This is a genomic window from Streptococcus gwangjuensis (genome assembly GCF_028156745.1).
Classification (GTDB): Bacteria; Bacillota; Bacilli; order Lactobacillales; family Streptococcaceae; genus Streptococcus; species Streptococcus gwangjuense_A.
Genome location: NZ_JAODJG010000035.1, coordinates 110,725 through 135,194, shown reverse-complemented (window position 1 = coordinate 135,194; position 24,470 = coordinate 110,725). Strand labels below are relative to the sequence as shown.

28 protein-coding genes, 2 tRNA genes and 5 pseudogenes are annotated in these 24,470 nt (G+C 38.5%); 19 read left to right on the top strand and 16 right to left on the bottom strand.

All coding sequences use genetic code 11. The features are described 5' to 3' along the window. Positions 1-7: 7 nt before the first annotated feature. The 5 genes from trpD to trpA are packed head-to-tail and all read left to right on the top strand — an operon-like array spanning position 8 to position 4,332. Positions 8-1,012 (top strand): anthranilate phosphoribosyltransferase, encoded by a 1,005-nt coding sequence (trpD, locus tag N5909_RS06655; RefSeq protein WP_271631019.1) that lies wholly within the window; start codon positions 8-10, stop codon positions 1,010-1,012. Next, on the top strand, positions 1,009-1,776 hold the full coding sequence (trpC, locus tag N5909_RS06650) for an indole-3-glycerol phosphate synthase TrpC (RefSeq protein ID WP_271631018.1): 768 nt from the start codon (positions 1,009-1,011) through the stop codon (positions 1,774-1,776). The genes trpD and trpC overlap by 4 nt, the downstream gene beginning before the upstream one ends. Next, positions 1,763-2,362: a phosphoribosylanthranilate isomerase gene (locus N5909_RS06645; RefSeq protein WP_271631017.1), complete on the top strand. Its 600-nt coding sequence runs from the start codon at positions 1,763-1,765 to the stop codon at positions 2,360-2,362. Before trpC ends, N5909_RS06645 begins: the two co-directional genes overlap by 14 nt. Beyond that, entirely contained in the window at positions 2,340-3,563 is a 1,224-nt protein-coding gene (trpB, locus tag N5909_RS06640; protein WP_271631016.1) for a tryptophan synthase subunit beta, read from the top strand. The genes N5909_RS06645 and trpB overlap by 23 nt, the downstream gene beginning before the upstream one ends. Then, positions 3,556-4,332, top strand: a complete 777-nt coding sequence (gene trpA, locus N5909_RS06635) for a tryptophan synthase subunit alpha (RefSeq protein ID WP_271631015.1) — start codon at positions 3,556-3,558, stop codon at positions 4,330-4,332. The genes trpB and trpA overlap by 8 nt, the downstream gene beginning before the upstream one ends. On the opposite strand, the gene N5909_RS06630 is transcribed toward trpA, so the two are convergent. After that, a complete protein-coding gene (locus N5909_RS06630) occupies positions 4,304-4,963 on the bottom strand; it encodes a prepilin peptidase (RefSeq protein ID WP_271631014.1) in 660 nt (219 codons plus the stop codon). The genes trpA and N5909_RS06630 overlap by 29 nt on opposite strands. 69 nt (positions 4,964-5,032) lie before the next feature. Here N5909_RS06630 and N5909_RS06625 point away from each other — a divergent pair, with 69 nt between their 5' ends. Further along, entirely contained in the window at positions 5,033-5,488 is a 456-nt protein-coding gene (locus tag N5909_RS06625) for a GNAT family N-acetyltransferase (protein ID WP_271631013.1), read from the top strand. Between the two features lie 39 nt (positions 5,489-5,527). Then, positions 5,528-5,799: pseudogene (locus tag N5909_RS09805) on the top strand (transposase); the annotation flags it as partial. A 109-nt stretch (positions 5,800-5,908) separates the two neighbouring features. Here the strand turns inward: N5909_RS09805 and N5909_RS06620 are convergent. The 5 genes and pseudogenes from N5909_RS06620 to N5909_RS06600 all read right to left on the bottom strand — a co-directional run bounded on the left by N5909_RS06620 (position 5,909) and on the right by N5909_RS06600 (position 7,880). Beyond that, entirely contained in the window at positions 5,909-6,112 is a 204-nt protein-coding gene (locus N5909_RS06620; protein ID WP_004262234.1) for a CsbD family protein, read from the bottom strand. Positions 6,113-6,142: 30 nt separating this feature from the next. After that, on the bottom strand, positions 6,143-6,751 hold the full coding sequence (locus N5909_RS06615; protein ID WP_033681457.1) for an Asp23/Gls24 family envelope stress response protein: 609 nt from the start codon (positions 6,749-6,751) through the stop codon (positions 6,143-6,145). Positions 6,752-6,813: 62 nt separating this feature from the next. Then, positions 6,814-6,984 carry a DUF2273 domain-containing protein gene (locus tag N5909_RS06610; protein WP_000455064.1) on the bottom strand — a complete coding sequence of 57 codons (171 nt, stop codon included), beginning with the start codon at positions 6,982-6,984 and terminating at the stop codon, positions 6,814-6,816. A gap of 11 nt (positions 6,985-6,995) precedes the next feature. Then, entirely contained in the window at positions 6,996-7,568 is a 573-nt protein-coding gene (gene amaP, locus N5909_RS06605; RefSeq protein WP_023946078.1) for an alkaline shock response membrane anchor protein AmaP, read from the bottom strand. A gap of 76 nt (positions 7,569-7,644) precedes the next feature. After that, positions 7,645-7,880, bottom strand: a pseudogene (locus N5909_RS06600) (GlsB/YeaQ/YmgE family stress response membrane protein). Between the two features lie 375 nt (positions 7,881-8,255). Here N5909_RS06600 and mgaSpn point away from each other — a divergent pair. Continuing rightward, positions 8,256-9,733, top strand: a pseudogene (gene mgaSpn, locus N5909_RS06595) (virulence factor transcriptional regulator MgaSpn). A gap of 524 nt (positions 9,734-10,257) precedes the next feature. Here mgaSpn and N5909_RS06590 read toward each other — a convergent pair. After that, on the bottom strand, positions 10,258-11,403 hold the full coding sequence (locus N5909_RS06590; RefSeq protein WP_173304495.1) for a low temperature requirement protein A: 1,146 nt from the start codon (positions 11,401-11,403) through the stop codon (positions 10,258-10,260). 802 nt (positions 11,404-12,205) lie between these two features. On the opposite strand from N5909_RS06590, the gene N5909_RS06585 reads away from it, so the two are divergent. Further along, a complete protein-coding gene (locus tag N5909_RS06585; RefSeq protein WP_125453785.1) occupies positions 12,206-13,495 on the top strand; it encodes a DUF308 domain-containing protein in 1,290 nt (429 codons plus the stop codon). A 9-nt stretch (positions 13,496-13,504) separates the two neighbouring features. Further along, complete coding sequence (locus N5909_RS06580; RefSeq protein WP_261056804.1) at positions 13,505-14,593, top strand: AI-2E family transporter; 1,089 nt, start codon at positions 13,505-13,507, stop codon at positions 14,591-14,593. Between the two features lie 140 nt (positions 14,594-14,733). On the opposite strand, the gene N5909_RS06575 is transcribed toward N5909_RS06580, so the two are convergent. The 4 genes from N5909_RS06575 to N5909_RS06560 form a co-directional block, all read right to left on the bottom strand. Then, positions 14,734-14,806: transfer RNA gene (locus tag N5909_RS06575), tRNA-Lys, on the bottom strand. A 62-nt stretch (positions 14,807-14,868) separates the two neighbouring features. Further along, positions 14,869-15,384: a DUF308 domain-containing protein gene (locus N5909_RS06570; RefSeq protein WP_261046242.1), complete on the bottom strand. Its 516-nt coding sequence runs from the start codon at positions 15,382-15,384 to the stop codon at positions 14,869-14,871. Between the two features lie 352 nt (positions 15,385-15,736). Continuing rightward, positions 15,737-15,809 (bottom strand) — tRNA-Lys (locus tag N5909_RS06565). Between the two features lie 264 nt (positions 15,810-16,073). Then, positions 16,074-17,345 (bottom strand): replication-associated recombination protein A, encoded by a 1,272-nt coding sequence (locus N5909_RS06560; RefSeq protein WP_271631012.1) that lies wholly within the window; start codon positions 17,343-17,345, stop codon positions 16,074-16,076. Positions 17,346-17,752: 407 nt separating this feature from the next. Between N5909_RS06560 and N5909_RS06555 the strand changes: the two genes are divergently transcribed. Together N5909_RS06555 and N5909_RS06550 are read left to right on the top strand one after the other, a co-directional pair. After that, on the top strand, positions 17,753-17,950 hold the full coding sequence (locus N5909_RS06555; protein ID WP_203213461.1) for a hypothetical protein: 198 nt from the start codon (positions 17,753-17,755) through the stop codon (positions 17,948-17,950). Between the two features lie 2 nt (positions 17,951-17,952). Beyond that, on the top strand, positions 17,953-18,279 hold the full coding sequence (locus N5909_RS06550; RefSeq protein WP_203213460.1) for a hypothetical protein: 327 nt from the start codon (positions 17,953-17,955) through the stop codon (positions 18,277-18,279). Between the two features lie 28 nt (positions 18,280-18,307). Here the strand turns inward: N5909_RS06550 and N5909_RS06545 are convergent, their stop codons facing one another. The 5 genes and pseudogenes from N5909_RS06545 to N5909_RS06525 form a co-directional block, all read right to left on the bottom strand. Beyond that, a complete protein-coding gene (locus tag N5909_RS06545; RefSeq protein ID WP_203213459.1) occupies positions 18,308-18,514 on the bottom strand; it encodes a hypothetical protein in 207 nt (68 codons plus the stop codon). A 30-nt stretch (positions 18,515-18,544) separates the two neighbouring features. After that, positions 18,545-18,754, bottom strand: a complete 210-nt coding sequence (locus N5909_RS06540) for a CPCC family cysteine-rich protein (RefSeq protein ID WP_238393769.1) — start codon at positions 18,752-18,754, stop codon at positions 18,545-18,547. Between the two features lie 214 nt (positions 18,755-18,968). Further along, positions 18,969-19,154, bottom strand: a pseudogene (locus N5909_RS06535) (CPCC family cysteine-rich protein); the annotation flags it as partial. 9 nt (positions 19,155-19,163) lie between these two features. Then, positions 19,164-19,355, bottom strand: a pseudogene (locus tag N5909_RS06530) (CPCC family cysteine-rich protein); the annotation flags it as partial. 15 nt (positions 19,356-19,370) lie between these two features. After that, positions 19,371-19,586 (bottom strand): hypothetical protein, encoded by a 216-nt coding sequence (locus N5909_RS06525; protein ID WP_271631011.1) that lies wholly within the window; start codon positions 19,584-19,586, stop codon positions 19,371-19,373. A gap of 398 nt (positions 19,587-19,984) precedes the next feature. On the opposite strand from N5909_RS06525, the gene N5909_RS06520 reads away from it, so the two are divergent. The 7 genes from N5909_RS06520 to N5909_RS06490 all read left to right on the top strand — a co-directional run bounded on the left by N5909_RS06520 (position 19,985) and on the right by N5909_RS06490 (position 24,460). Next, on the top strand, positions 19,985-20,164 hold the full coding sequence (locus N5909_RS06520) for a type II toxin-antitoxin system HicA family toxin (protein WP_001132279.1): 180 nt from the start codon (positions 19,985-19,987) through the stop codon (positions 20,162-20,164). Positions 20,165-20,200: 36 nt separating this feature from the next. Next, on the top strand, positions 20,201-20,653 hold the full coding sequence (locus N5909_RS06515) for a type II toxin-antitoxin system HicB family antitoxin (protein ID WP_203213457.1): 453 nt from the start codon (positions 20,201-20,203) through the stop codon (positions 20,651-20,653). 291 nt (positions 20,654-20,944) lie between these two features. Continuing rightward, positions 20,945-21,415, top strand: coding sequence for a DUF3013 family protein (locus N5909_RS06510; RefSeq protein ID WP_203213456.1), 471 nt, complete (start codon positions 20,945-20,947; stop codon positions 21,413-21,415). A 9-nt stretch (positions 21,416-21,424) separates the two neighbouring features. Beyond that, positions 21,425-21,853, top strand: a complete 429-nt coding sequence (locus N5909_RS06505) for an NUDIX hydrolase (protein WP_271631010.1) — start codon at positions 21,425-21,427, stop codon at positions 21,851-21,853. Further along, positions 21,854-22,750: a GIY-YIG nuclease family protein gene (locus tag N5909_RS06500; RefSeq protein ID WP_271631009.1), complete on the top strand. Its 897-nt coding sequence runs from the start codon at positions 21,854-21,856 to the stop codon at positions 22,748-22,750. A gap of 14 nt (positions 22,751-22,764) precedes the next feature. Next, positions 22,765-23,715 (top strand): 50S ribosomal protein L11 methyltransferase, encoded by a 951-nt coding sequence (gene prmA, locus N5909_RS06495; protein ID WP_271631008.1) that lies wholly within the window; start codon positions 22,765-22,767, stop codon positions 23,713-23,715. Position 23,716: 1 nt separating this feature from the next. Continuing rightward, positions 23,717-24,460, top strand: a complete 744-nt coding sequence (locus tag N5909_RS06490; protein ID WP_271631007.1) for a 16S rRNA (uracil(1498)-N(3))-methyltransferase — start codon at positions 23,717-23,719, stop codon at positions 24,458-24,460. Positions 24,461-24,470: the final 10 nt, after the last annotated feature.

The window sequence follows — 24,470 nt, the reverse complement described above, 5'->3', positions numbered from 1 at the left end:
AACTAGGATGAAAGAGATTATTGAAAAACTAGCAAAATTTGAAAATTTATCAGGTGTGGAAATGACGGATGTCATTGAGCGTATCGTAACTGGCCGTGTAACGGAGGCGCAGATTGCTTCTCTCCTTTTGGCACTTAAGATGAAGGGGGAAACACCTGAAGAACGCACAGCCATTGCCCAAGTCATGAGAGGGCATGCCCAACATATTCCAACTGAAATTCATGATGCCATGGACAACTGTGGTACAGGTGGGGACAAGTCTTTCAGCTTTAACATTTCCACAACCTCAGCCTTTGTCTTGGCTGGTGGTGGTGTTCATATGGCAAAACACGGTAACCGCTCGATTTCTTCTAAATCTGGTTCTGCAGATGTTCTCGAAGCCTTGGGCATCAACCTAGACCTCAAACCAGCTGAACTAGGTAAGGTCTTTGATAAAACGGGCATCGTCTTTCTCTTCGCTAAAAATATGCACCCAGCCATGAAATACATCATGCCAGCTCGGTTGGAATTGGGAATTCCAACGATTATGAATTTGACTGGTCCCCTGATTCACCCAATGGCCTTGGAAACACAGTTGCTTGGCATTAGTCGTCCAGAACTGCTAGAAAGTACAGCTCAGGTATTGAAAAATATGGGTCGCAAACGTGCCATCGTGGTTGCTGGACCAGAAGGATTGGATGAAGCTGGTTTGAATGGAACAACCAAGATTGCTCTTCTTGAAAATGGCCAAATCACCTTGTCAAGCTTTACTCCAGAGGATTTAGGGATGGAGCACTATGCTATCGAAGATATTCGTGGAGGCAATGCTCAGGAAAATGCAGAAATTTTGCTCAGCGTTCTTAAAAATGAACCAAGTCCATTCTTGGAAACTACAGTTTTAAATGCTGGTCTTGGTTTCTATGCTAATGGTAAGGTAGCTAGTATCAAGGATGGAGTTACCTTGGCCCGTCAAGTGATTGCTAGTGGCAAGGCTCTTGAAAAACTCAGATTGTTACAGGAGTACCAAAAATGAGTCAGGAATTTTTAGCACGAATTTTGGAGCAGAAGGCGCGTGAGGTTGAGCAGATGGAGCTGGAGGAAATCCAGCCTCTGCGCCAGACCTATCGTTTGGCTGACTATCTAAAACAACACCAAGACCGTTTACAGGTAATCGCTGAAGTCAAGAAATCTAGCCCTAGTCTGGGAGATATCAATCTAGATGTGGATATTGTGCAACAGGCCCAGACTTATGAAGCGAATGGTGCAGTGATGATTTCGGTTTTGACAGATGAGGTTTTCTTTAAAGGGCATTTGGATTATCTGCGGGAGATTTCTGGTCAGGTAAATATTCCGACGCTAAACAAAGACTTTATCATCGATGAAAAGCAAATCATCCGTGCCCGCAATGCTGGTGCGACAGTCATCTTGCTCATTGTGGCCGCCTTGTCAGAAGAACGTCTCAAGGAACTTTATGACTATGCGACAGAGCTTGGTCTGGAAGTCTTGGTGGAGACTCACAATCTAGCTGAATTAGAGGTGGCTCACAGACTTGGTGCTCAGATTATCGGAGTTAATAACCGCAACTTGACTACCTTTGAAGTTGACTTGCAGACCAGTGTAGATTTGGCCCAGCACTTTGAAGAAGGTCGCTATTATATTTCTGAATCTGCTATTTTTACAGGGCAGGATGCGGAACGAGTAGCACCATACTTTAACGGAATTTTAGTTGGGACAGCTCTCATGCAGGCAGAAGATGTGATCCAGAGAATCAAGGAGTTGCAGATTGACAAAGGTTAAAATTTGTGGACTATCAACCAAAGAAGCGGTGGGAACAGCCGTCTCGGCAGGAGCAGACTACATCGGTTTTGTCTTCGCACCTAGTAAAAGACAGGTGACCTTGGAAGAGGCTGCTGAGTTGGCAAAGCTCATTCCTGCTAATGTTAAGAAGGTTGGCGTATTTGTTTCACCAAGTCGGGCAGAATTGCTAGAAGCGATTGACAAAGTTGGCTTGGACTTGGTTCAAGTTCACAGTCAGGTGGCGAATGATTTGTTTGAGGATTTGCCTTGTGCCAGCATTCAGGCTGTACAGGTGGATGGAGATGGGCATGTGCCCAATTCTCAGGCAGATTATCTACTCTTTGATGCCCCTGTGGCAGGGAGTGGTCAGACCTTTGACTGGGGTCAACTGGATACGGCAGAACTAGCTCAGCCTTTCTTTATCGCAGGTGGGCTTAATGAAGACAATGTAGTACAAGCAATTCAACGCTTTACTCCCTACGCAGTAGATGTATCAAGCGGAGTGGAGACAGATGGACAAAAAGATCAGGAAAAGATTAGAAGATTTATAGAGAGGGTAAAGCATGGCATATCAGGAACCAAATAAAGATGGATTTTACGGAAAATTCGGCGGACGTTTCGTCCCAGAAACATTGATGACAGCAGTTTTGGAGTTGGAGAAGGCTTACCGTGAAAGTCAGGCAGACCCAAGTTTCCAAGAGGAATTAAATCAACTTTTGCGCCAGTATGTGGGACGTGAAACTCCTCTTTACTACGCAAAAAACTTGACCCAGCATATCGGCGGAGCCAAGATTTATCTCAAACGTGAAGACCTTAACCATACGGGGGCCCACAAGATTAACAATGCCTTGGGACAAGTTCTTCTGGCTAAACGTATGGGTAAAAAGAAAATTATCGCTGAAACAGGTGCTGGTCAGCACGGTGTAGCAACTGCAACAGCTGCGGCCCTCTTCAACATGGAATGTACCATCTATATGGGTGAGGAAGATGTTAAACGCCAAGCCCTCAATGTCTTCCGTATGGAGCTTTTGGGAGCCAAGGTTGAGGCAGTGACAGATGGTTCGCGCGTGCTCAAGGATGCAGTTAATGCAGCCCTTCGTTCATGGGTAGCGAATATCGATGATACCCATTATATCCTTGGTTCTGCCTTAGGACCTCATCCATTCCCAGAAATCGTTCGTGACTTCCAAAGTGTCATCGGTCGAGAAGCTAAACAACAGTACCGTGACTTGACAGGTGAAAATCTACCAGATGCCCTAGTAGCCTGTGTTGGTGGTGGTTCTAATGCCATTGGTCTCTTCCATCCATTTGTAGAAGATGAGTCAGTAGCCATGTATGGAGCTGAAGCAGCAGGACTTGGTGTGGATACAGAGCACCATGCAGCTACCTTGACCAAGGGTCGTCCAGGTGTTCTCCACGGTTCTCTTATGGATATGCTTCAAGATGCTCATGGTCAAATTCTTGAAGCTTTCTCTATCTCAGCAGGTTTGGACTATCCTGGTATCGGTCCAGAACATTCTCACTATCACGATATTAAACGTGCCAGCTATGTTCCTGTGACTGACGAGGAAGCCTTGGAAGGATTCCAACTCTTGTCTCGTGTGGAAGGAATTATCCCAGCCTTGGAATCTAGCCATGCCATTGCCTTTGCGGTGAAATTGGCCAAAGAACTTGGACCAGACAAGTCCATGATTGTCTGTCTATCAGGTCGTGGGGACAAGGATGTGGTTCAAGTCAAGGACCGCTTAGAAGCAGATGCAGCAAAGAAGGGAGAAGCTCATGCCTAAGACACTAACAGAAAAATTAAACGCTATTAAAGCAGCTGGAAAAGGAATTTTCGTTCCCTATATCATGGCTGGTGACAACGAAAAAGGTTTGGATGGACTCGGAGAAACAATCCACTTTTTAGAAGATTTGGGTGTCTCTGCAATTGAAGTGGGCATTCCCTTTTCAGACCCTGTTGCAGATGGACCTGTTATAGAAGAAGCTGGCTTGCGCAGTTTAGCCCACGGGACCTCTACCCAGGCTTTGGTTGAAACCTTGAAAACCATTGAAACAGAGATTCCACTGGTCATTATGACTTACTTCAACCCCCTCTTTCAGTACGGTGTGGAGAACTTTGTCAAAGATTTGGCAGATACAGCGGTTAAGGGCTTGATTATTCCAGACCTTCCTCATGAACATGCCAACTTTGTAGAACCATTTTTGGCAGACACAGACATCGCCTTGATTCCTCTAGTTAGTTTGACGACAGGAATTGAGCGTCAGAAAGAGTTGATTGAAGGGGCGGAGGGATTCGTCTATGCGGTTGCCATCAATGGGGTGACGGGGAAATCTGGCAATTACCGCGCAGACTTGGATAAGCACTTGGCACAATTGCATCAAGTGGCTGACATCCCAGTCTTGACAGGTTTTGGTGTATCTAGTCAAGCCGATGTAGAACGCTTCAATGCGGTGTCAGATGGTGTTATCGTTGGTTCGAAAATTGTAAAAGCTCTCCATCAAGGAGAGCCGATTCAGGACTTTATCAAACAAGCAGTAGCTTACCAAAAATAATCACACAAGCAGCGAGTAAGAGGAAAGGCACAAAAGGAAGTCTTTCCTTTTTCTTTTGTAGGAGAAAGGCTAGAATCCCCATCGCAGAAGCAAACTGAATCAAGATCAGTAACTCCGTTACGCTAAAGACGATAGAACAAGAAGCTAAAAAGAGAAAATCCCCTGCTCCCATGCGGATATCGATAAAATGAGCCAAAATTCCAAGAACAAGGAAGAAGACCATGACCAGATTCCAGCCAGAGGAAGCCATGAGGATTAGGTGGAAAGTCATCCAGACCAGTAAGGGATATTCCTGATGGTGAAAGTCGTAGATGCCCAAGGTCAAACCCGCAGTGATTAGGATGACTTGACTCAAGGACAGTAATTCCCAAGACCAAGCCAGAAAGAGGAGCCCTAAGCCTAGTTCCAAGAGGGCATACCAGACTGGATAAGGAGACTTGCAGTAGCGACAGCGAAAGCGATTGAGCACCTGCGAGAGAATCGGAATCAAATCTAAGGGACGCAAGGGAGTCTGACAGGAATCGCAGTGACTAGCTGGACTGATAATGGATTGCTCAGGAAAACGGTCGATGACCAAACCAAGAAAAGAAGCGAGAATGCTCCCGACAAGAAAAAAATAAAAATCAATCATACTTATCTATTCGTAAAAAATAGGAGAAGTAGTATAATAAAGAAACATAGACAAGATAGTGAGGTCAAGATGACAATTCGTTTTGAAGAAAAGGTGAACACAGAAAACTCTCAATTCGTATGCCAATGGTCCAACTCTCTTGGCAAATCCTTTCAAGAACAATGGATGGGAACAATGATTCCTTTTCCCTTGACAATTCAAGTCTTGCAAGATTTGGAAGGAATCTTTTCTATCTTTGATGGACCAGAGTTTGTCGGGCTTATCCAGAAAATCAGGCTAGAAGACAGTAATCTTCATATCGGACGCTTCTTAATCAATCCCCAGAAACAAGGGCAGGGCTTAGGTAGCCAGGCTTTGAGGAAATTTGTTAGTTTGGCCTTTGAGAATGAAGACATAGATAGTATTTCTCTAAACGTCTACGAGGCAAATCAAAGAGCTCAGAATCTTTACCGAAAAGAAGGATTTGAAATCGTTCAGATGGTTGAAACACCTATACGAAAATACATCATGAAAAAGGGGAGATAGAAAGCAAATATCCTTGAAATCAATGTTGACTGCGATTATGAACCTGAATCAGCCCCTCAAAAGGGACTGTATGTGAATGAACGTTACCGGTGTTTAAAAACTAAAGAATATCAGGCACTTTTATCTTTCAAGGGTAGACAAATTTTCGCTAAACGTAAGATTGATATGAAATCTGTCTTTGGGCAGATAAAGGTTTGCTTGGTTATAAGAGATGTCATCTGAGAGGTAAGCGTAAAGTGAGAATTGACATGGGATTTGTACTCATGGTCAACAACCTTCTGAAATATAATAAGAGAAAGAGGCAAAATTAAAAAGCTAGAGTTCCGCAATTGGAAATCTCTAGCTTTTTATTTTCTGAGAATCATCTTAACTCAGACTCTTTTGACTAATGTTACTAAAAAGATAAAGTAACTTTTAGCCTTATTTATTGTCGCCACTCAACATGTTTTTAACACCTTCGATAGCACCTTCTACAGCGTCTTTGGCATCTTCAGCAACTTCTTTTACTTTAGAAACAACTTTTTCAGCTGCTCCTTCTTTTTCCATTTTTTCATCACCGATGGCTTTTCCAACACCTTCTTTAATAGAACCTTTAGCCTGATTTAATTTTTCTTCTACTGACATGATAATTTCTCCTGTTATATTTATTTTATCTTAGTTTACACGAGTTTTTTCGTGAGATACTACACCAGTTGTTGCACCTTTAACAGCTTCTACACCTTCGCTAACTTTTTCTTGAACAGTTGAGAAACCAGATCCAAGACCAGATTTAGCTTTTTCGAATTGTTCTGAAGCGAATTCTCCTGTTGATTCAGCAACGTCAGATACACGATCTTGAAGGCTTACTGAGTCTGCTTCATGTTGTTCTTTAGTTTTGATGTCGACAACGTTTACGTTGATTTCAACAACTTCCAAGTCAGTCATTTTAGCAACTTCTGAAGATACGATTTCTCTGATTTCTGAATATAAAGCTGGAACATTTTTTTGGTACTCAACAATAACGTTTAAGTCAACTGCAACTTGTGTTTTACCAACTTCTACGTTAACACCACTTGTTACATCATCGCTGTTAATGATTTTTTCTTTAAGATTTGAGAAGAAACCACCGTCGATTCCCAAAAGACCTGAAACATTTTCTAGTGACAGACCAATGATTTTTTGGATAACTTTATCTTCGTAAGTAAGTTCCCCTTTGATTTCGTGAGCTACAGCAGTAGCATCTTTCTTTTCTACGTTAGTGTTAATGTTTTTTTCGTTTGACATATGAAACTCCTTTGATTAAATTAGTAATTTTTATTTATTTATTTATGTATTTATTTATGTATTTATTTATCTATATAGTTTTTTTCGATATATAATCCAGCTGCAACTCCCAGTGCTCCTAAAATCAATACAAATATTGTTTTGAAGAAGCCAAAGGAGATAATCAAACAAGCGAGAAATACGCCTATGAGACCAGCGATAATTGGATATCGATATTGTTTAAGCCATTCCATTTTTTACTTCCTTACTTCACACGACTAACAGTCTTTTTGTTTTGAGGTTTTGGTTTAGGCTGGTAGTCTTTTACTAGAACTTCTAGTTTAACCTGACGCTCAATACCAAAAAACTGCTTCAATCCATTAGTTATTTCATTTTGAATTAGTTGGCATCTGTCAGCGATGTTGTCCGAAGGAAGAATTTTCCCTTCTACATGAACGAAACATTTATTTTTTCGTAAATTTACATGAACAGTTGGGTTCTTGATCAATCCATGATCACTCACCAAACTTCTAACAAAACCTTCGATTGCAGAATTCTTTAATTTTAATGTATCGTTTTTAGTTTCAAGTTGAATTTCCAAATAACGTTTAGGATAAAACAACACAACTAACATCGATAACAAAACTAAAGTTGATAGAGCCACTATCCCCCAGAATATATATCTAGAGAGATAAAATTCAACGAAATGATTCTGTCTCCAGCTAAATAGCTGAATGCCTAGATCACTAACTTGATGATAATCTATCAAAACAGGAAGGAAAATTGTCAAGATTAAAATACAGAAAATAATTAAAAATATTTTCTTTGTTTTTGACATATACAATCCTTTCGATTTAACATTAAACTATTTTTAACCGTCTAATCTATTTAAAAATAGTTTATTCTACAAGTAATTATTTTTTACCTGTAAAGAATGATATTACAGTAACAACAATTGCTGCTCCTGCAATAGATGGGATCAAAGCCATTCCAGCGATGGATGGGCCCAACTACCTAAAAGGGATTGTCCTACAGATGACCCGACTAAACCAGCGAATACATTTGCGACGATTCCCATAGAACTACCTTTTTTAGTGATTCTACCTGCTACAAGTCCAATAAGACCTCCAGCAATGATTGACCACAATATTGCTTACCCTCCTTTTCTATTTTAATATCAAAAAATAAATCAATTCCTTTGATTATCGCTATTATATAATTTTAATATAAAATAATCAATTATTTTGATTATTATATAATTTTAATATAAAAAAATCAAATTCTTTGATTGTTGCTATTATATAATTTTTAAAATTAAAAATATAATCTTTCGACTTGAATTTGATTCTGTATTCACGCACTTAATAGACGGTAAAATAAGAAAATTGTTTATATATTGCCTCCGTAGTGTTATTATACGAGATAAAGGATCTTAGTAAAAGTCGTTATAGCATGCTATACCTATTCATTGTGGTATAATTGCAAGAGGTGAAATCCGATAATTTATAAAAAGAGAAAGACATTCATGAGAGATTTATTATCTAAAAAAGTCATAGGTAATTAGAATTATTAGAATTATTATTTGAACATAAACGATGGTTTCATCGTTCTGAACTAGCAGAGTTATTAAATTGTACAGAACGTGCAGTCAAAGATGATCTATCCCATGTTAAATCTACTTTTCCTGACTTGATTTTTTATTCTTCTACTAATGGTATACGCATTATTAATACCGATGATAGTGATATTGAAATGGTTTACCATCATTTCTTTAAACATTCAACTCATTTTTCGATTTTAGAATTTATCTTCTTTAATGAAGGTTGTCAAGCTGAAAGTATTTGTAAAGAATTCTATATCAGTTCATCTTCGCTCTATCGTATTATTAGCCAAATCAATAAAGTGATTAAAAAGCAATTTCAATTTGAAATCAGTCTGGCTCCTGTTCAAATCATTGGAAATGAGAGAGACATTCGTTACTTTTTTGCACAATATTTTTCAGAAAAATATTATTTTCTAGAATGGCCATTTAAAAATTTTTCATCAGAACCCCTATCTCAATTGTTAGAATTGGTTTATAAGGAAACAAGCTTTCCAATGAATTTGTCAACTCATAGAATGCTGAAGTTGCTCCTAGTAACCAATCTATATCGAATAAAGTTTGGTCATTTTATGGAAGTAGATAAAGATTCTTTTAACGACCAAAGTTTGGATTTTTTAATGCAGGCAGAAGGAATAGAAGGTGTTGCTAAGAATTTTGAATTAGAATACAATATCTCTTTAGATGAAGAAGTTGTTTGCCAATTATTTGTGTCTTACTTTCAAAAAATGTTTTTCATAGATGAAAGTCTCTTTATGAAATGCGTAAAAAAGGATAGCTATGTTGAAAAATCTTACCATCTATTGAGTGATTTTATTGATCAGATTTCAGTCAAGTATCAGATTGAGATTGAGAATAAGGATAATCTGATTTGGCATCTGCATAATACCGCACATCTGTATCGTCAAGAGTTGTCCACTGAGTTTATTTTATTTGATCAAAAAGGGAATACAATCAGGAATTTTCAAAATATTTTTCCTAAATTTGTTTCAGATGTAAAAAAAGAGCTTTCTCATTATTTAGAGACTCTTGAGGTTTGTTCTAGTTCAATGATGGTAAATCATCTATCTTATACCTTCATCACTCATACCAAACATTTGGTGCTGAATTTACTACAAAATCAGCCAAAGCTGAAGGTTCTGGTTATGAGCAATTTTGATCAGTATCATGCAAAATCAGTAGCGGAAACACTTTCTTATTATTGCAGCAACAATTTTGAACTTGAGGTTTGGACTGAATTAGAGTTATCACTTGAGTCCCTAAAAGATTCACCTTACGATATCATTATTTCTAATTTTATTATTCCTCCTATTGAAAATAAGAGACTGATCTATTCCAATAATGTCAATACAGTCGCTCTCATCTCTTTGCTTAACGCAATGATGTTTATTCGATTAGATTAGTAACCTAAAATAAAAAATGCTATTTCGCGTTTTGAACTGTACCTCAAAAGTTAGACAGAAAAAATCTAATTTTTGGGGTGTTTTTGTTAAGAAAAGACCTTCAGTCATTTAAGTAAAATGTACATCTAGAGTCATAGTCCTCTAAAACTCTTGCTTTTTTTGTAGAAGATACGAAAAAAACCTTGATTCCAAGGCTTTTCCTGTTGTATGTAGATGCCCCCTACATGGATTTGTAAGAACTTTTCATATTGAAAATAAACAAAAATGTTGAAATATAGCTGATTTTAGGGAAATACTTTTAGGTGTTTTCAATGTCAGGATTTAAAAATGGGGCAAAAGTGGGGCAAAAACGAATGACTCGTATTTGGTTTGAAAACCTATAATACCTAATGATTATGCTATTCTAGATATATAGTTTTGTTATAAATAAATGTCAGTGCGAGTTCAAATCGGAGGATAAAATGGAAAAACAAATTAATGAAAAAAAGCCTTGGTTCCCAAAGCTTTTTAATGTTATAAACTCATTAAAATAACTCCCAGTTAGATTTGGAATATTTTTTATTCTGTGTCATATAAAAATAAATAAAATGAATGGCTATAGCTAGAGCTAAAATGGTTGTTATACTCACTACTATTATAGGATTAGAAGCAAAGATTAAAGAGAGAATAAAGGCAGCCAGATAGAGTGTCGCTTGGACACAGTAGTAACTTTTCGAATAGCGAAGATAGTGTTTGTTATAGGGCCCATTTACTAGGACAGCAGCTTGAAAGAGGCCAAATCCGATATAAGAGAAGCTGGTTGCAAAGAGACGATTAGCTTCAGGATTCTGAAGAAAACTCATCGATACAGTCATCATCATAAGTCCAATGAAAATAGGATAGTGACTGTAAATTAGAAATAGTCCCTTTTGATTAGATTTTTCATCAATAGCATGGTCGAATTGACCAAAATAAAACAAGAACAGAGAAATCATAATAATGAGATAAAGAACCGAATAAATCGAGAAATTCTCGATTGTAAAGAAGTTAGCTAGATTCGTAATCATCTCTCCAAACGTAATAATGACAAGAAGGGAGATGCGCTCGATTAAATGGGGGAGATTTACCTGGTAATGCTTATCTTTATTAAGCAAGATACTTGGCATAATAAAGATAAACAGAATACTAGCAAAGAAGATATAGACTCTAACGTAAATAGGAAGAAGAGCTGCTAGATAGACTCCTAAACTTCCTAGACCTGTTATCCATAGAAAATCTTTGATACTTTCCCGTTCAACATCATCGGTTGATTTTCTAAAAAATTCAACCAAATATTGAAAAAATAAGGTAAGGGTTAATGTACCAATAGCCCAACAGAGATAATGAAAATATTGTTGCCAATCAGGTCCAATCATATTGGCTATAAAGAGTAAAAGTCCCATTTTGATAAACATGATTACCATGTTAAATAAAGAGTTCTTTCCATAGCGATTGGTATAATCGGTTTGAATCATCCAGGAATCGATGAGAACCAAAATAGCAATGAAAAAATCAAGGAAAGAATTCCAAGTCAAAATACCGTTATGAAGATGGTCGATTAAAGTAGTTACTTTTGAAATTGCAAAAACAAAAACTAAGTCATAAAAAAGTTCTGAAAATTCTACACGTTTATGTTTAATAAGAGTTGTCATCTTAAGACCTTTCTATTTTAGAAGTACAATTTATTATAACAGAAAATGGTAATGAGAGAAAAGGAGATGCTTAAATAACTTTATGTGGCGCTAATGAACTGCGCCACAAAAGTTAGGTTTTTTCTGTCCAACTTTTGGGGTCAGTACAGAAGGGCCGCTTTTTCTATCGTTTTTAGTGCTAAGACTACACAAAAAAGCCTTGTAAATCAAGGCTTTTTCCTGTTGATTTAGATGCCCCCTACAGGGATTTGGAAAGGACTTTCATATTGAGAGCAATTAAAAATATTGAAATATAAGTGATTTTAGGTATTTTCAATGTCATGATTTAAAAATGGGACAAAAGTGGGGCAAAAACCATACAGATTCTAAACTGTATGGTTCTTTTTTTATCTAACCAAGAAAGGTTAAAACTTATTAAAACAAATGCAATCAACTGTTGAAAACTTTTTAGTCCGTGTAATATAAAAACAAGTAAAAAGTTGAACTATAGGGAATATTGTGTCATAATAGGTAATAGATGAATAATTAATAGATTGGAAATAATGCTTTCTTACCTTAACAAGTTGAATTGGTTATACATTTTTTCGTCGCAATTGTGTCTATCTCTCGAGTTTAGCTAGTTTTTATAAGCTCTGGTTTCTAATCAATATAACAAATTTTAGAAGTGCATAAGACAAGATGGTGACATTACTACAGTCATTTCTAGTCACCATATGTTGCTGGCACAGGCTGTTTGTAGTGTTGGCTATTTACTAGTCAGTTTAATCGGAGTGTTTAATTTTTATTGTTGAAAGGTTTTTATATGGCGAAAATTCTATCTTTAGGTCTGACAGGTAAGAAATTACTTGCTCAGGGGTTCTTGTTTGTTCTGCTAGGTCTCATCTTGATGGTCACGGGGACTTGGTTGCCAGTAAAGGTTATTCGACTGGTTCTGTTTTTAGCTTGGATAGCAACGGTCTTAGATTTAGTATTACGTATTTTCAAAAAAAGTCAGTCAACGGACACCTTGGGAGTTGCACTGGTTAAATTGTTAGTGCTGGGATATTTGCTTGGCTCCAATCTTGCGACGGATGTGCCGATTTATATTTTGGCTCTTGTGATTGGAGTTTATCAGATTTTTCATGCTAGTATTAACCTTGTCACCTATGTTCTCTACCGCAAAAACAAAATTCGACCTCGTTTTCGTCTCTTACTAGATGGACTCGTACTAGTTTTTCTTGGTGGGACTAGTCTTTTGTCCTCTACAGGAAATTCTGTCTTTCAACTCTTTGTATTAGGGGCTTATTTTTTCCTTTATGGTCTGTCCAATATCCGTGATGGTTTCTTGTTTGAGGAGGAAATTGGGAAAAACCATCTCAAACGTCGTGTAAGAATGAGCTTACCTATTGTCCTAGCCGCTCTCATCCCTGCAAGAACTTTAGCAAAAATCAACAAATTCATGCAGGAAAATGCTGATGAGAGAGAGGATATCCATCTTGGAATGGTGAAGTCTGGTAAGACAGCGGAGCTTGAAATTTTTGTTCATACAGCTGAGACCTCTCTGTTTTCGGCAATTGGTCATGTGGATATCTGCTATCAAGGCCGTGTTATTTCTTATGGCAACTATGATCCGTCTTCTGAGACCTTATTTGGCATGGTAGGAGATGGTGTCTTATATTTCTGTGATCGTGACAAGTACATTGACCTATGTAAACGTGAGAGTCAAAAAACGCTTTTTGGTTATGGGATAGATTTGACGCCTGAAATGGAAAAAGCAGTTCAGAAAAAGTTGGCTGAATTGAAACAACTGACGATTCCATGGGAGCCAAGTGCAGATAAAATCATGACAGGTGATGGTAAGGAAGACTACACCTACGCTTATAAAATCAGACATGAGACAGATGGGGAACTTTATAAATTTATCAAATCTAAGTTTAAATCCTACTTTGTCTTATCTACAAACTGTGTGCTCTTGGCTGATACCATAGTCGGTCAGGCTGGCACCGATATCCTCTCACCCAAAGGATTTATCGCACCAGGAACTTACCAAGCTTACCTTGACCGAGAGTTTGAAAAACCAAATAGTATAGTCGTATCTAAACATGTTTATTAAGGAGAATTTATGAATTTAGTAAAAAAATACACCCCATTAATACTTTTTATAGGGCTGGTTACTCTTGTAATTCTGAATGCATCAAGCTTTATATCAGGGGCAGTATCTCTCTTTGAAGTAACTTCTACCTTGATTTATGGTGCTGTCATTGCTTTTGTGCTCAATGTTCCCATGAAAAAAATTGAAGAATTCCTAGTTAAAATGAAGGTAAAGGCAGGGTTGCGCCGTCCGATTGCTATGGTGCTTGTTTTCCTATCTCTTATCTTAATCGTGATCTGTCTTTTGGTTTTGGTGCTTCCAACCCTTGCTCAGACTATTAGTCAGCTGGGAGCAGTCCTTTCAACAGTCCTGACTCAACTTGGGAAATTGCTAGACAGCTCGGAATTTGTAACCAAAGACATGTTGTCAACTATCGTATCAGGCATACAGGGACAATCTAGTTCTATTAGCCAAGCTTTGATAGGTTTTTTATCAGGTCTGACTAGTAATATCGGCAATATTTTTTCAAGTTTGATGAATGCCTTTTTGATTATAGTCTTTACCTTTTTATTTTTATCCAGTAAGGAACATCTGGCAGCGATGACGAGTAGACTTCTAAAAGTTATATTTCCAGAGAAAGTGGTGACAAAGTTAACTTACATTGGACAAGTAGCACTAGAGACTTATGACCAATTTTTGATGAGTCAGCTGATTGAAGCAGTCATCATAGGAGTTATGATAGCGGTTGTCTACAGCCTGTTTGGACTACCTTATGGGGTAATGACAGGTATATTTGCAGGAGTGCTATCGTTCATTCCTTATGTAGGGCCTATGATTGCTTGTGTTGTGGGAGCGATTTTTATCTTCACAGTGAGTCCTACTCAAGCCTTACTTTCTCTTCTTCTATATCAAGTTATACAGCTGATTGAAGGAAACCTTATTTATCCTAGAGTTGTAGGTCAGTCTATTGGTTTGCCAGCTATTTTCACGCTTGCGGCTGCTAGTATTGGAGGGAATCTTTTCGGACTACTTGGGATGATATTCTTTACACCGATATTTGCTGTTATCTATCGATTGGTTAAGGAATTTGTCGTTGCAAAGGAAAATCAGCTAGATTAAGAAAAACTAAATTTAATAAGATATACTGAGAAGAGAGTGAGAGATTCTCTTCTCTTTTATTTTTAAATACTTTTCTACAAAAAGCTATTAGACGTTAAAAAAAGCCTTGGTTTCAAGGCTTATTTCTGTTGATTTAGATGTGCCCCCTGCAGGGCTCGAACCTGCGCCCCATAGCTTAAGAGTCTACTGCTCTACCAACTGAGCTAAGGAGGCAACAGAAAAAGCTGAGAATGTAACTTCCCAGCTATTTTAATATGCCCAAAATGGCAGCTAGATTATTTACGAAAGGCATCAAGGATATAGGTGAAACCAACAATTAAAAATGCAAAGGCAACGACATAAACGACAAAGACACTTGTAGCTACTGGATTGAACAAAATCACTAGACCTAGTAAAAATGCAAGCAACGCTATCCACATGATATGGTTGCCAATAATAGGGAAAATCAATCCCAGACGATTGCCTTTAAAGAAAGCTATAATGGCTTCTACAATTAACCAAATTCCTAAAATAGTTGGAATGACAACTGGCAGCGTCACAAAGCCATAGGCAACGAGGTAAAGAGCTAAGAGAAGATTAACAATCCCTTGGAAAAGATGAGCTGGTGAGCGAAGCTCTTTTGGTACAGAGAAATAGCCTAAAATAGCTGCTATAGAAGCAACCAGTAAACCAAATGCAATCCACCAGCTGTAAACAACAAGATTAGCTACTGGGTTTGTAAATAGGAAAAGTCCTAAAAGGACAAAAACAACTCCTGCAAGGAATAGCAGTAAACGATTAGAAAATTTCATTTCAATACCCCCTATATAGTATAGTATAGTTTAATAATAAAAATGTTATACACCTTTTTAGAGGAAATGTCAATAAACAAAATGGAAAATTTGGAAGTTTCAGTCTGATTTATGAAAAGAAAATCAGTTTTTATTATTTTGAAAATAAAAAGAGAAGATAAAATTTGTCTTCTCTACATGAAAATATTGTATGGCATCAAAGCAAAAGTAACTGGCTTTACACTATTTGTAAAGATGTAATTTGATTCAAAAAGAAAAGATAGATTTAAAATGTGGGACAAATGATGGGGTAAATCAGTTATAGACAAGCAAAAAAGCCTTGTAAATCAAGGCTTTTCCTGTTGTATTTAGATGCCCCCTACAGGGATCGAACCTGTGACCCACGGATTAAGAGTCCGCTGCTCTGCCAGCTGAGCTAAGGAGGCAAAGAAAAAAGCTGTATTGGTGCCGAAACTTCACGGTTTGTATTGAACCCGCGCAATTAAGCAGGTGGGCAACTCGCTCTAACTGAAGCTGTTTCCGTGTGAGACGGCCTACATGCTGTTAGAAGACTTTTGTTTCCCTAATAATACAAAAAATAGTCGGTCAACACTTAAGTGTGAAGTCGTACACCACAGCGTTTCTATGTTTATATAATACCACTTTTTCAAAAAAAATCAAGAGGAAAGTGCAATTTTTTGAAAAGGATTTCAGATTTTTCGCAAACGGTCGATAGCTTCCTTTCTTTGAGCCAAAGCCCGTTCATATTTACCAGTATCTTCTGCTTGGAAATAGTGATGATTGCGGATTTTTTCTGGTAGATAGTCTTGCTTGACCCAATTTCCAGGATAGTTGTGTGGATAGAGATAGTCTTGGGCATTCCCCAGTTCCTTGCTTCCACTGTAGTGCCCATCACGCAGGTGTCGCGGAATAGGCAAGTGCCCTGATGTTTTGAGGTCGGCAAGAGCCTTATTCATAGCTACATAGGCTGAGTTGGATTTTGGAGAAAGGGCCAAATCAATGACGACATTGGCAATGAGAATGCGGGCTTCGGGGAAACCAATCCTTTGTGCAGCATCCAGAGCAGTCACGGTGTGAATCTGGGCTTCAGGATTGGCTAAGCCGATATCTTCATAGGCGATAACAGTCAAGCGACGAGCGAGACTTGGCAAATCACCAGCCTCAATCAAGCGAGCAGCATAGTGGAGACTGGCATCAACATCCGAGCCACGGATGGACTTTTGCAGGGCTGAGAGTACATCGTAGTGTCCGTCTCCATCCTTGTCCATAGTGATGTAGCTTCTCTGAAGACTATTTTCCATGATGTCTAGAGTGATATGGCGAATGCCCTTATCATTCTCAGGGGTAGAAAGAACAGCCAAATCCAGTGAGTTAAAGGCAGAGCGCAGGTCTCCGTTTGTAGAGGTTGCGATGAAGTCCAGCGCATCCTCATCTAGTTCTACTGGAAAATCAAAACCACGCTCAGGGTTACTTAGAGCTATCTGCAGGGCCTCTTTGACGTCTTGGTTAGACAGAGGTTCCAACTCAAAAATTTGCACCCGGCTACGAATGGCTGGCGTAACAGAGAAGAAAGGATTTTCAGTTGTCGCCCCGATCATGATAACCAGACCACTTTCCAAGAGAGGCAAGAGGAAGTCTTGCTTGGTTTTATCGAGTCGGTGAATCTCGTCCAGTAGCAGAACTAGTCCACCAGAAAATTTAGCCTCTTCAGCGATTTCTTGCAGTCGTTTCTTACTATCAACAGTCGCATTAAAGGTCCGAAAGGCATACTTGGTGGTTCCAGCGATGGCTGAGGCGATACTGGTCTTGCCGATTCCTGGAGGTCCGTAGAGAATCATGGAGGACAGACGATTGGCTTCCACCATGCGACGGATAATTTTTCCAGATCCGACCAGATGATCCTGACCGATGACCTGGTCGATGGTTTTTGGGCGCATGCGAAGCGCGAGATTGTCTGGCATAGCAGTCCTTTCTAGCGTGGATTTTAGTTTCATATTTTTTGAGCAGTATAACTCACCAAATGTATCTTACTATGTCCATTCTAGCCTATTAGTTGTGATATTTCAATGGTTTTGTAACATTCCGGGAGCGAGATAGAAGCTTTTTGACTATTTAATTTGATGAGGAGAGGTATCAGCATGAGAGAATGGATTTCCCTTAAAGCTTAAAATATGATAGTTGAGTCTAAAGAAGTGGAATTGCTGACTTGAGAAATAATATTGCTAAATGTTATTGCATGAACTATAATGAAAAGAGAGGTGATAAGGAATGGAAATGATGGAATTACCAAGTCAGGAAGTTTTCTTGATAAAGTACATAGTAGATATAAATTTAGATAGCAATATTTGAAAAGGAGAAATGGAACTAGATGAATACTTCAAATTCAAAGCTACTTGAAAATAAGTCATTTATGGAACTTGACGGACTAGTTGGTTTACCAAATGGAGTGAAACCAGCACCTATGAAATACAATCTTGGAAAAATTAACAAATATTTAAACGAAACAGGAAAAGAATTTAAAGAACTGACTGTTCTGGAACTAAAACAATTTAAGAGAGTTAAATAAAGATGGGACTAGATAAAAGATTTGTGGAGAAAGCCTTTGCCAGTGGCAAAGATAGAGTTAATAGAGCGATTTTTGTAAAACCTGAAGAACTAATTGAACTATCTGATGAAGATTTAAGTTATTTTGGGGAAGGTATTTTTTATTGCTTACCTCGTAGCAAATTTGTAGAAAGTCATAAAGATGAGATTAGAGAGAAATACAATCTTTCTAACGAATTACCAAAGATAAATGGCATCTATTTAGGGACTTTTTTAAAAATGAGGGCATGGGATAGAATTAGAAAAACAAAACCAAGCTTAAAAGAAATTATAAACATGGTTGAAAAGTGAAATAGTGGATATCTATTCGAAGGAGTTTTTACTCCATTTGATCTTGGTTAATAATTTCAACTTTCTTGATTTCATCTTCAAAGAGTTTAGTCCACCTGGTTCCAGAATTAACGGATAACCCATCAAGTTCTTCATCGTGGACATCTTTGTCTTCGTAAAGAGCTACACCTTCAAATATTTGGCCATCAATATCGGTGATTCTGACAACCTTGTTATTAAATCTTCTAAGTTCCATCAGTCTCTCCTTTCGTAGTACTATAGTCTATTATATTATTGGAATTCCATTAACATAAGCTTCTTTAGCCTCCGCAAGGGTCATTTTATTTGGACCGCCATCGATATTAAATGCTCCTGTATTTTGCCAATGACAAACATCGCAAATATCATATGTTTCTACTAAATTTCCACATACGGGGCAATGCACATGTTCCCATCCGTCAATCATTATTATATTCTTTTTTATAGTCTTATTCATTTAAGGTTACTCCCAATACTATACAAATATATTAGCTATTTCAATACACTACTTTTTCAATATCATTGATTGTGATTGTTATGGTATCCCAGTCTTTGGGTGAATCACCTATGTCAGCAATAAAAGTATCTTCACTTAACTTTTCGACAATTGTCGCCGTTTGACCGTTTTTTAACAACACTGTATCAAATTCTCGAATTTTTACGATTTTTCTCCTTGCGTAAGCTTCTTTGGCTTCGGCGAGAGTCATCTTGTTAGGGCCACCGTCAATATTTATAATACCCGTATTTTGCCAACGACAAACGTCACAGATATCATAGTCCATAACTTCAGTTCCGCAAACAGGGCAATGTAGCCATATTTCCCCGTTAATTTCCCAAGTCTTTTGTGATTCATTCATGTCGTTCTTCCTTTTATAAGCCATTTTCGCTTCAGCAAGAGTCATTTTATTAGGACCACCATCGATATTAAATGCTCCCGTATTTTGCCAATGACAAACATCGCAAATATCATAAGTTTCTACTAAAGTTCCACATACAGGGCAATGCACATGCTCCCAACCATCAATGAAAATTAAATTCTCTTTTTTAGTTTTATTCATGATAAACAACTCCTGTTATTTTGTAATACCGTCTTGAGTTAACTCTATTGATGCGATTTCAGATTCATTAAATCCAACATATGGATATTTATCTGTTCTTATTGTAATTTCATCATAGAGTTCATCTTCCGTATCAAGTTTCCCTGTAAAGCTATTACAATGACCCTCTAAAATTTGCCCGTCAACAAAAACAACTCTAATTTCTTTTCCTAAATATTGTTCTAAATTCATTACTGATTTCCTTTCCAATATTATACTTCAAATCAAGTGATATTACTAATGAATAAAGTATGGTAAATGATAAAACAGTTTATCTGACAATGCAAGTTTCTCGTCTGCCGAATGTATTGATTTAGTAGTTTTTGCTAGTCTTTTATAAAAATCGTAATATAATTTTGGGTGATAATCATTTTTTAATGAAGAGAGGAGAAGTAATTTTGAGATTGAATCGCGCCATTTCTAGTGGGTCGAGAAAAGCAGGAACTCTGATAGTTCTGCCTATCCGTTTATATAAGGCTTCCCTTAGAACCACATCTAGGGGCTTTTATGTATAAGAGAGTAATAAGTATTACTACTTTACAATACGTGTAGCACGTGTTATAATAGTGTTGTCAGGAGGTAAAAGCGCTATGCCTATGACACAAAAAGAGATGGTTAAACTCCTTACGGCTCATGGTTGGATAAAGACCAAAGGCGGTAAAGGCTCCCATATTAAAATGGAGAAGCAAGGGGAAAGACCTATCACAATCCCTCATGGTGAGCTGAATAAGTACACTGAAAGAGGGATAAGAAAGCAAGCTGGGTTGTAAAATTCAACCCCTGCTTTTTGATATGGAGGTAGTGAGATGTTAGTTACGTATCCAGCTTTATTTTATTATGATGATACAGATGGAGTAAAAGCGACTTATTTTGTTCATTTCCCAGATTTTGAATACTCAGCTACACAAGGTGCGGGGATTTCTGAGGCTTTGGCTATGGGTTCGGAGTGGTTAGGAATTACTGTCGCAGATTTAATAGAGAGTGATGGAGATTTGCCCCAGCCATCAGATATCAATAGCTTGTCCTTAATTGATAATGATCCTTTTAAAGATGATGAAGATTTCGTGTCAACCTATGACCTTGATAAATCTTTTATTTCTATGGTATCTGTTGATGTATCAGAGTACTTAGGAAGTCAGGAACCAATTAAAAAGACCTTGACTATACCAAGATGGGCAGATAAGTTGGGACGAGAAATGGGACTTAACTTTTCTCAGACTTTGACAGACGCTATTGCAGATAAGAAAATTCAAGCCTAAGATTAAGTGTGGTATCGTGGGAGTGGTCAATAAAAAAGCACATCTAATTGTGCTAGTTACTTATCTATTGATCCTATAGATTTGCTAGCCCTTTCGAGGGCTTTTTGTGTTGACTTTTTGGAAAAAATAAGGAAATCAACTGTTTAAGAAAATCACTGATACCAAGGGTTTAAATGAGGTAATATGGTATAATTAGGACATAAAATAATTTTGTGGTAAGATGGTAGTATCTATTTTAGCATATTTCCGAGCAATCGGGGCGATTTAAGAGTCGCATAGAAAGAGGACAAAATGGCAACATACGGATTTTTAGATGTTTTAGAGGAAGAGTTGGAGAAGAACTTTCCCTTTGATTTTGAGATTAGTTGGGACAAGCGCAACCACGCGGTTGAAGTGAGTTTTCTATTGGAAGCGCAAAATGCTGCAGGTGTGGAGATGGTGGATGAAGATGGAGAGGTTTCATCAGATGACATTCTCTTTGAAGAAGCGGTACTCTTTTACAATCCTGCTAAGTCAACCGTCAATGAGGAAGATTATTTGACGGTTATTCCTTACTTACCAAAGAAAGGTTTCTCTCGCGAATTTTTAAACTATTTTGCACTATTCCTTAAAGATACTGCCGAGGTTGGTCTAGATGCCCTTATGGACTTTTTGGATGACCCAGAAGCAGAAGAATTCGTCATGGAATGGAATCAAGAAGTCTTTGAAGAAGGAAAAGTGGGCTTGGAAGAGGGAGAATTTTATCCTTATCCGAGATACTAGGAGTCTAACATGGAAGTAGAGATTTCTGATTTCACAGGCTGTAAGATTGCTTTGTTTTGTGGGGATAGGCTCCTGACCATCTTACGCGATGATAAGGCAAGCATTCCCTGGCCCAATATGTGGGAACTGCCTGGTGGGGGACGCGAGGGGGATGAAAGTCCTTTTGAGTGCGTGGCGCGTGAAGTTTATGAAGAACTGGGAATTCATCTGACTGAAGATTGTCTGCTTTGGAGTAAGGTTTATCCAAGTATGCTTTTTGCGGATAAACAATCTGTATTTCTTGTCGGTCAGTTGACACAGAACCAGTTTTACAATATCACCTTTGGTGATGAAGGGCAGGGCTATCAGCTCATGAATGTCGAGGAATTTCTTGGTTCAGATAAGGTCGTGCCCCAGTTGCAGGACATGGTGAGAGATTATTTGGAGGAAGTTCGATAAATGGCGAAGCGTAGCAAGAATATCAATATGTTTCTCATGGATGGTGAAGTAACTGGAAAAATCAAATGTACTTTGTCAAATTGGACGGGAGTGATTTACAAAATACCTCGTATTCAATTGGGAGATTTGAAGTCTCGTGATGAAATGAAACAAAGTGGTATTTATTTCTTATTTGGTCGAGATGAAGATAAGCAAAAAGATGTGACCTATATTGGTCAGGCAACAACTCGGAAAAATGGTGAAGGGATATTGCTGCGAATTCAAGAGCATACCCGTGATATTCATGCAGATTATTTTAATGACGTCATCATTCTAACAACTCAAAATAATTCTTTTGGTCCAACAGAAATTAGCTATTTGGAAAATAAATTTACTCAACTTGCTAAAGAAGCTGGTCGTTACATTGTGAAAAATGGGAATGATCCAAATCCTGGTAATGTAACTGAGGAAAAGGAATCTGAACTGGATGAAATTGTTGAAAATACACTAATGATTATCGGCACTTTAGGTTATCGTGTTTTTGTTCCAATGATAAAGGAAGTTAGTCAAGATTTGACTGATAATCATTCAACTTATCTTTATTTAAAGCGTAAAACTAAGAAATCTAAAAAAGTAATAGAAGCAACTTGTGAACGGACAACTGAAGGTTTTGTTGTTTTAGAAGGAAGTCAAGTAGAAATAATGGATTCTCCTAACCTTCCAGCAAGTTTAAAAGAAATGCGTCAGAATTTAATAGCTTCTCGGGTCATTCAAGATGGAGTGTTAAAAGAAAAACAACTCTTTTCTAGCCCTTCTTATGCAGCGGCTTTTTTGCTGGGTATGCAAACGAACGGTCGAACTGATTGGAAAGATCAGGATGGAAGAACTTTAAAAGAATTAGAAGAATTAATAGATTGATAAGGAAAAAATTTATGGAAACATGGCAAGAGTTAAAAGTTACAGTTAAGCGTGAGGGAGAAGAGCTAGTCTCTAACCTCCTGATCGAGCTAGGAGCGCAAGGTGTTGCGATTGAAGATAGTATGGACTATGTGGGGAATGTGGATCGTTTTGGTGAGATTTTCCCAGAGGTAGAGCAGCAAGAAGAAATCGTAGTGACAGCCTACTACCCTGAAACGGTTGATGTGGCAGTGGTTGAGGCAGATTTGCAGGCTCGCCTAGCAGAATTGACAGATTTTATGGATTTGGGAGAAGTCAAGATGGGGACGACTGCCTTGGCTGAGGAAGATTGGGCAGACAACTGGAAGAAATACTATGAGTCAGCTCGTATCACTCATGATTTGACCATCGTGCCGTCTTGGACAGACTATGAGGCGACTGCTGGAGAAAAAATTATCAAGCTGGATCCAGGCATGGCCTTCGGGACAGGGACCCACCCAACTACTAAGATGAGCCTCTTTGCCTTGGAGCAGGTCCTTCGTGGTGGCGAAACGGTGCTGGATGTGGGGACTGGTTCAGGGGTTCTCTCTATTGCCAGCTCGCTTTTGGGTGCTAAGGAAATTTTCGCCTACGACCTAGATGATGTGGCAGTTCGTGTTGCTCAGGAAAATATTGAGCTCAACCCTGGCATGGAAAACATCCATGTAGCTGCAGGTGATTTGCTTAAGGGTGTTGAGATTGAGGCAGATGTGATTGTAGCTAATATCTTGGCGGATATCCTTATTCATTTGACACAGGATGCTTACCGCTTGGTCAAGGATGAAGGCTACCTCATCATGAGTGGCATTATCAAGGACAAGTGGGACATGGTGCGCGAGTCGGCTGAGTCAGCTGGATTTTTCCTTGAAACCCACATGATTCAAGGGGAATGGAATGCCTGTGTCTTTAAGAAAACCAAGGATATTTCCGGTGTGATTGGAGGCTAGCATGCAGCAGTATTTTGTCAAGGGGAGTGCAGTCTCTCCTGTCACCATTAAGGACAAGGAAACCAGTAAGCATATGTTTCAGGTTATGCGCTTGAAAGAAGATGATGAGGTTACTTTGGTCTTTGATGATGGAATTAAGCGCTTGGCGCGCGTGCTGGATGTGGAAGCTCGTCAGTTTGAGTTGATCCAAGAATTGGCTGACAATGTGGAACTGCCCGTTCAAGTGACCATTGCATCTGGATTTCCCAAGGGAGACAAGCTGGAGTTCATCACGCAAAAAGTGACGGAACTGGGTGCGAGCCAAATCTGGGCCTTTCCTGCCGATTGGTCCGTTGCTAAGTGGGATGGCAAAAAATTGGGTAAAAAGGTTGAAAAACTAGAAAAAATCGCCCTTGGAGCAGCAGAACAAAGTAAGCGTAATATCGTTCCAAGTATTCAGCTTTTCGAGAAAAAATCAGACTTTCTAGCTCAACTGGACCAGTTTGACCGCATTGTAGTGGCTTATGAAGAGTCGGCCAAAGAAGGAGAAAGCGCTGCGCTTTTACAAGCAGTTGCTGGACTCGAGAAAGGAGCCAAATTGCTCTTTATATTTGGTCCAGAAGGTGGCCTGTCACCTGCAGAAATCGAAAGTTTTGAAACTAAGGAAGCGGTTCTTGCAGGACTTGGTCCTCGCATTCTAAGAGCAGAAACAGCACCGCTTTACGCCTTATCAGCCCTTAGTGTTTTATTAGAATTAGAGAAATAAGAGGAAGAAA

Bases quoted from the DNA above. Each gene is read 5' to 3' on its own strand.
- N5909_RS06555 (WP_203213461.1), top strand. From the start codon at position 17,753: ATGAATACTTCAAATTCAAAGCTACTTGAAAATAAGTCATTTATGGAA.
- amaP (WP_023946078.1), bottom strand. From the start codon at position 7,568: ATGTCAAAAACAAAGAAAATATTTTTAATTATTTTCTGTATTTTAATC.
- trpB (WP_271631016.1), top strand. From the start codon at position 2,340: ATGGCATATCAGGAACCAAATAAAGATGGATTTTACGGAAAATTCGGC.
- N5909_RS06540 (WP_238393769.1), bottom strand. From the start codon at position 18,754: ATGAATAAGACTATAAAAAAGAATATAATAATGATTGACGGATGGGAA.
- trpA (WP_271631015.1), top strand. From the start codon at position 3,556: ATGCCTAAGACACTAACAGAAAAATTAAACGCTATTAAAGCAGCTGGA.
- N5909_RS06510 (WP_203213456.1), top strand. From the start codon at position 20,945: ATGGCAACATACGGATTTTTAGATGTTTTAGAGGAAGAGTTGGAGAAG.
- N5909_RS06630 (WP_271631014.1), bottom strand. From the start codon at position 4,963: ATGATTGATTTTTATTTTTTTCTTGTCGGGAGCATTCTCGCTTCTTTT.
- trpC (WP_271631018.1), top strand. From the start codon at position 1,009: ATGAGTCAGGAATTTTTAGCACGAATTTTGGAGCAGAAGGCGCGTGAG.
- N5909_RS06570 (WP_261046242.1), bottom strand. From the start codon at position 15,384: ATGAAATTTTCTAATCGTTTACTGCTATTCCTTGCAGGAGTTGTTTTT.
- N5909_RS06615 (WP_033681457.1), bottom strand. From the start codon at position 6,751: ATGTCAAACGAAAAAAACATTAACACTAACGTAGAAAAGAAAGATGCT.
- N5909_RS06505 (WP_271631010.1), top strand. From the start codon at position 21,425: ATGGAAGTAGAGATTTCTGATTTCACAGGCTGTAAGATTGCTTTGTTT.
- trpD (WP_271631019.1), top strand. From the start codon at position 8: ATGAAAGAGATTATTGAAAAACTAGCAAAATTTGAAAATTTATCAGGT.
- N5909_RS06525 (WP_271631011.1), bottom strand. From the start codon at position 19,586: ATGAATTTAGAACAATATTTAGGAAAAGAAATTAGAGTTGTTTTTGTT.
- N5909_RS06545 (WP_203213459.1), bottom strand. From the start codon at position 18,514: ATGGAACTTAGAAGATTTAATAACAAGGTTGTCAGAATCACCGATATT.
- N5909_RS06585 (WP_125453785.1), top strand. From the start codon at position 12,206: ATGGCGAAAATTCTATCTTTAGGTCTGACAGGTAAGAAATTACTTGCT.
- N5909_RS06620 (WP_004262234.1), bottom strand. From the start codon at position 6,112: ATGTCAGTAGAAGAAAAATTAAATCAGGCTAAAGGTTCTATTAAAGAA.
- N5909_RS06550 (WP_203213460.1), top strand. From the start codon at position 17,953: ATGGGACTAGATAAAAGATTTGTGGAGAAAGCCTTTGCCAGTGGCAAA.
- N5909_RS06520 (WP_001132279.1), top strand. From the start codon at position 19,985: ATGCCTATGACACAAAAAGAGATGGTTAAACTCCTTACGGCTCATGGT.
- N5909_RS06560 (WP_271631012.1), bottom strand. From the start codon at position 17,345: ATGCCAGACAATCTCGCGCTTCGCATGCGCCCAAAAACCATCGACCAG.
- N5909_RS06625 (WP_271631013.1), top strand. From the start codon at position 5,033: ATGACAATTCGTTTTGAAGAAAAGGTGAACACAGAAAACTCTCAATTC.
- N5909_RS06515 (WP_203213457.1), top strand. From the start codon at position 20,201: ATGTTAGTTACGTATCCAGCTTTATTTTATTATGATGATACAGATGGA.
- N5909_RS06490 (WP_271631007.1), top strand. From the start codon at position 23,717: ATGCAGCAGTATTTTGTCAAGGGGAGTGCAGTCTCTCCTGTCACCATT.
- prmA (WP_271631008.1), top strand. From the start codon at position 22,765: ATGGAAACATGGCAAGAGTTAAAAGTTACAGTTAAGCGTGAGGGAGAA.
- N5909_RS06610 (WP_000455064.1), bottom strand. From the start codon at position 6,984: ATGGAATGGCTTAAACAATATCGATATCCAATTATCGCTGGTCTCATA.
- N5909_RS06580 (WP_261056804.1), top strand. From the start codon at position 13,505: ATGAATTTAGTAAAAAAATACACCCCATTAATACTTTTTATAGGGCTG.
- N5909_RS06590 (WP_173304495.1), bottom strand. From the start codon at position 11,403: ATGACAACTCTTATTAAACATAAACGTGTAGAATTTTCAGAACTTTTT.
- N5909_RS06500 (WP_271631009.1), top strand. From the start codon at position 21,854: ATGGCGAAGCGTAGCAAGAATATCAATATGTTTCTCATGGATGGTGAA.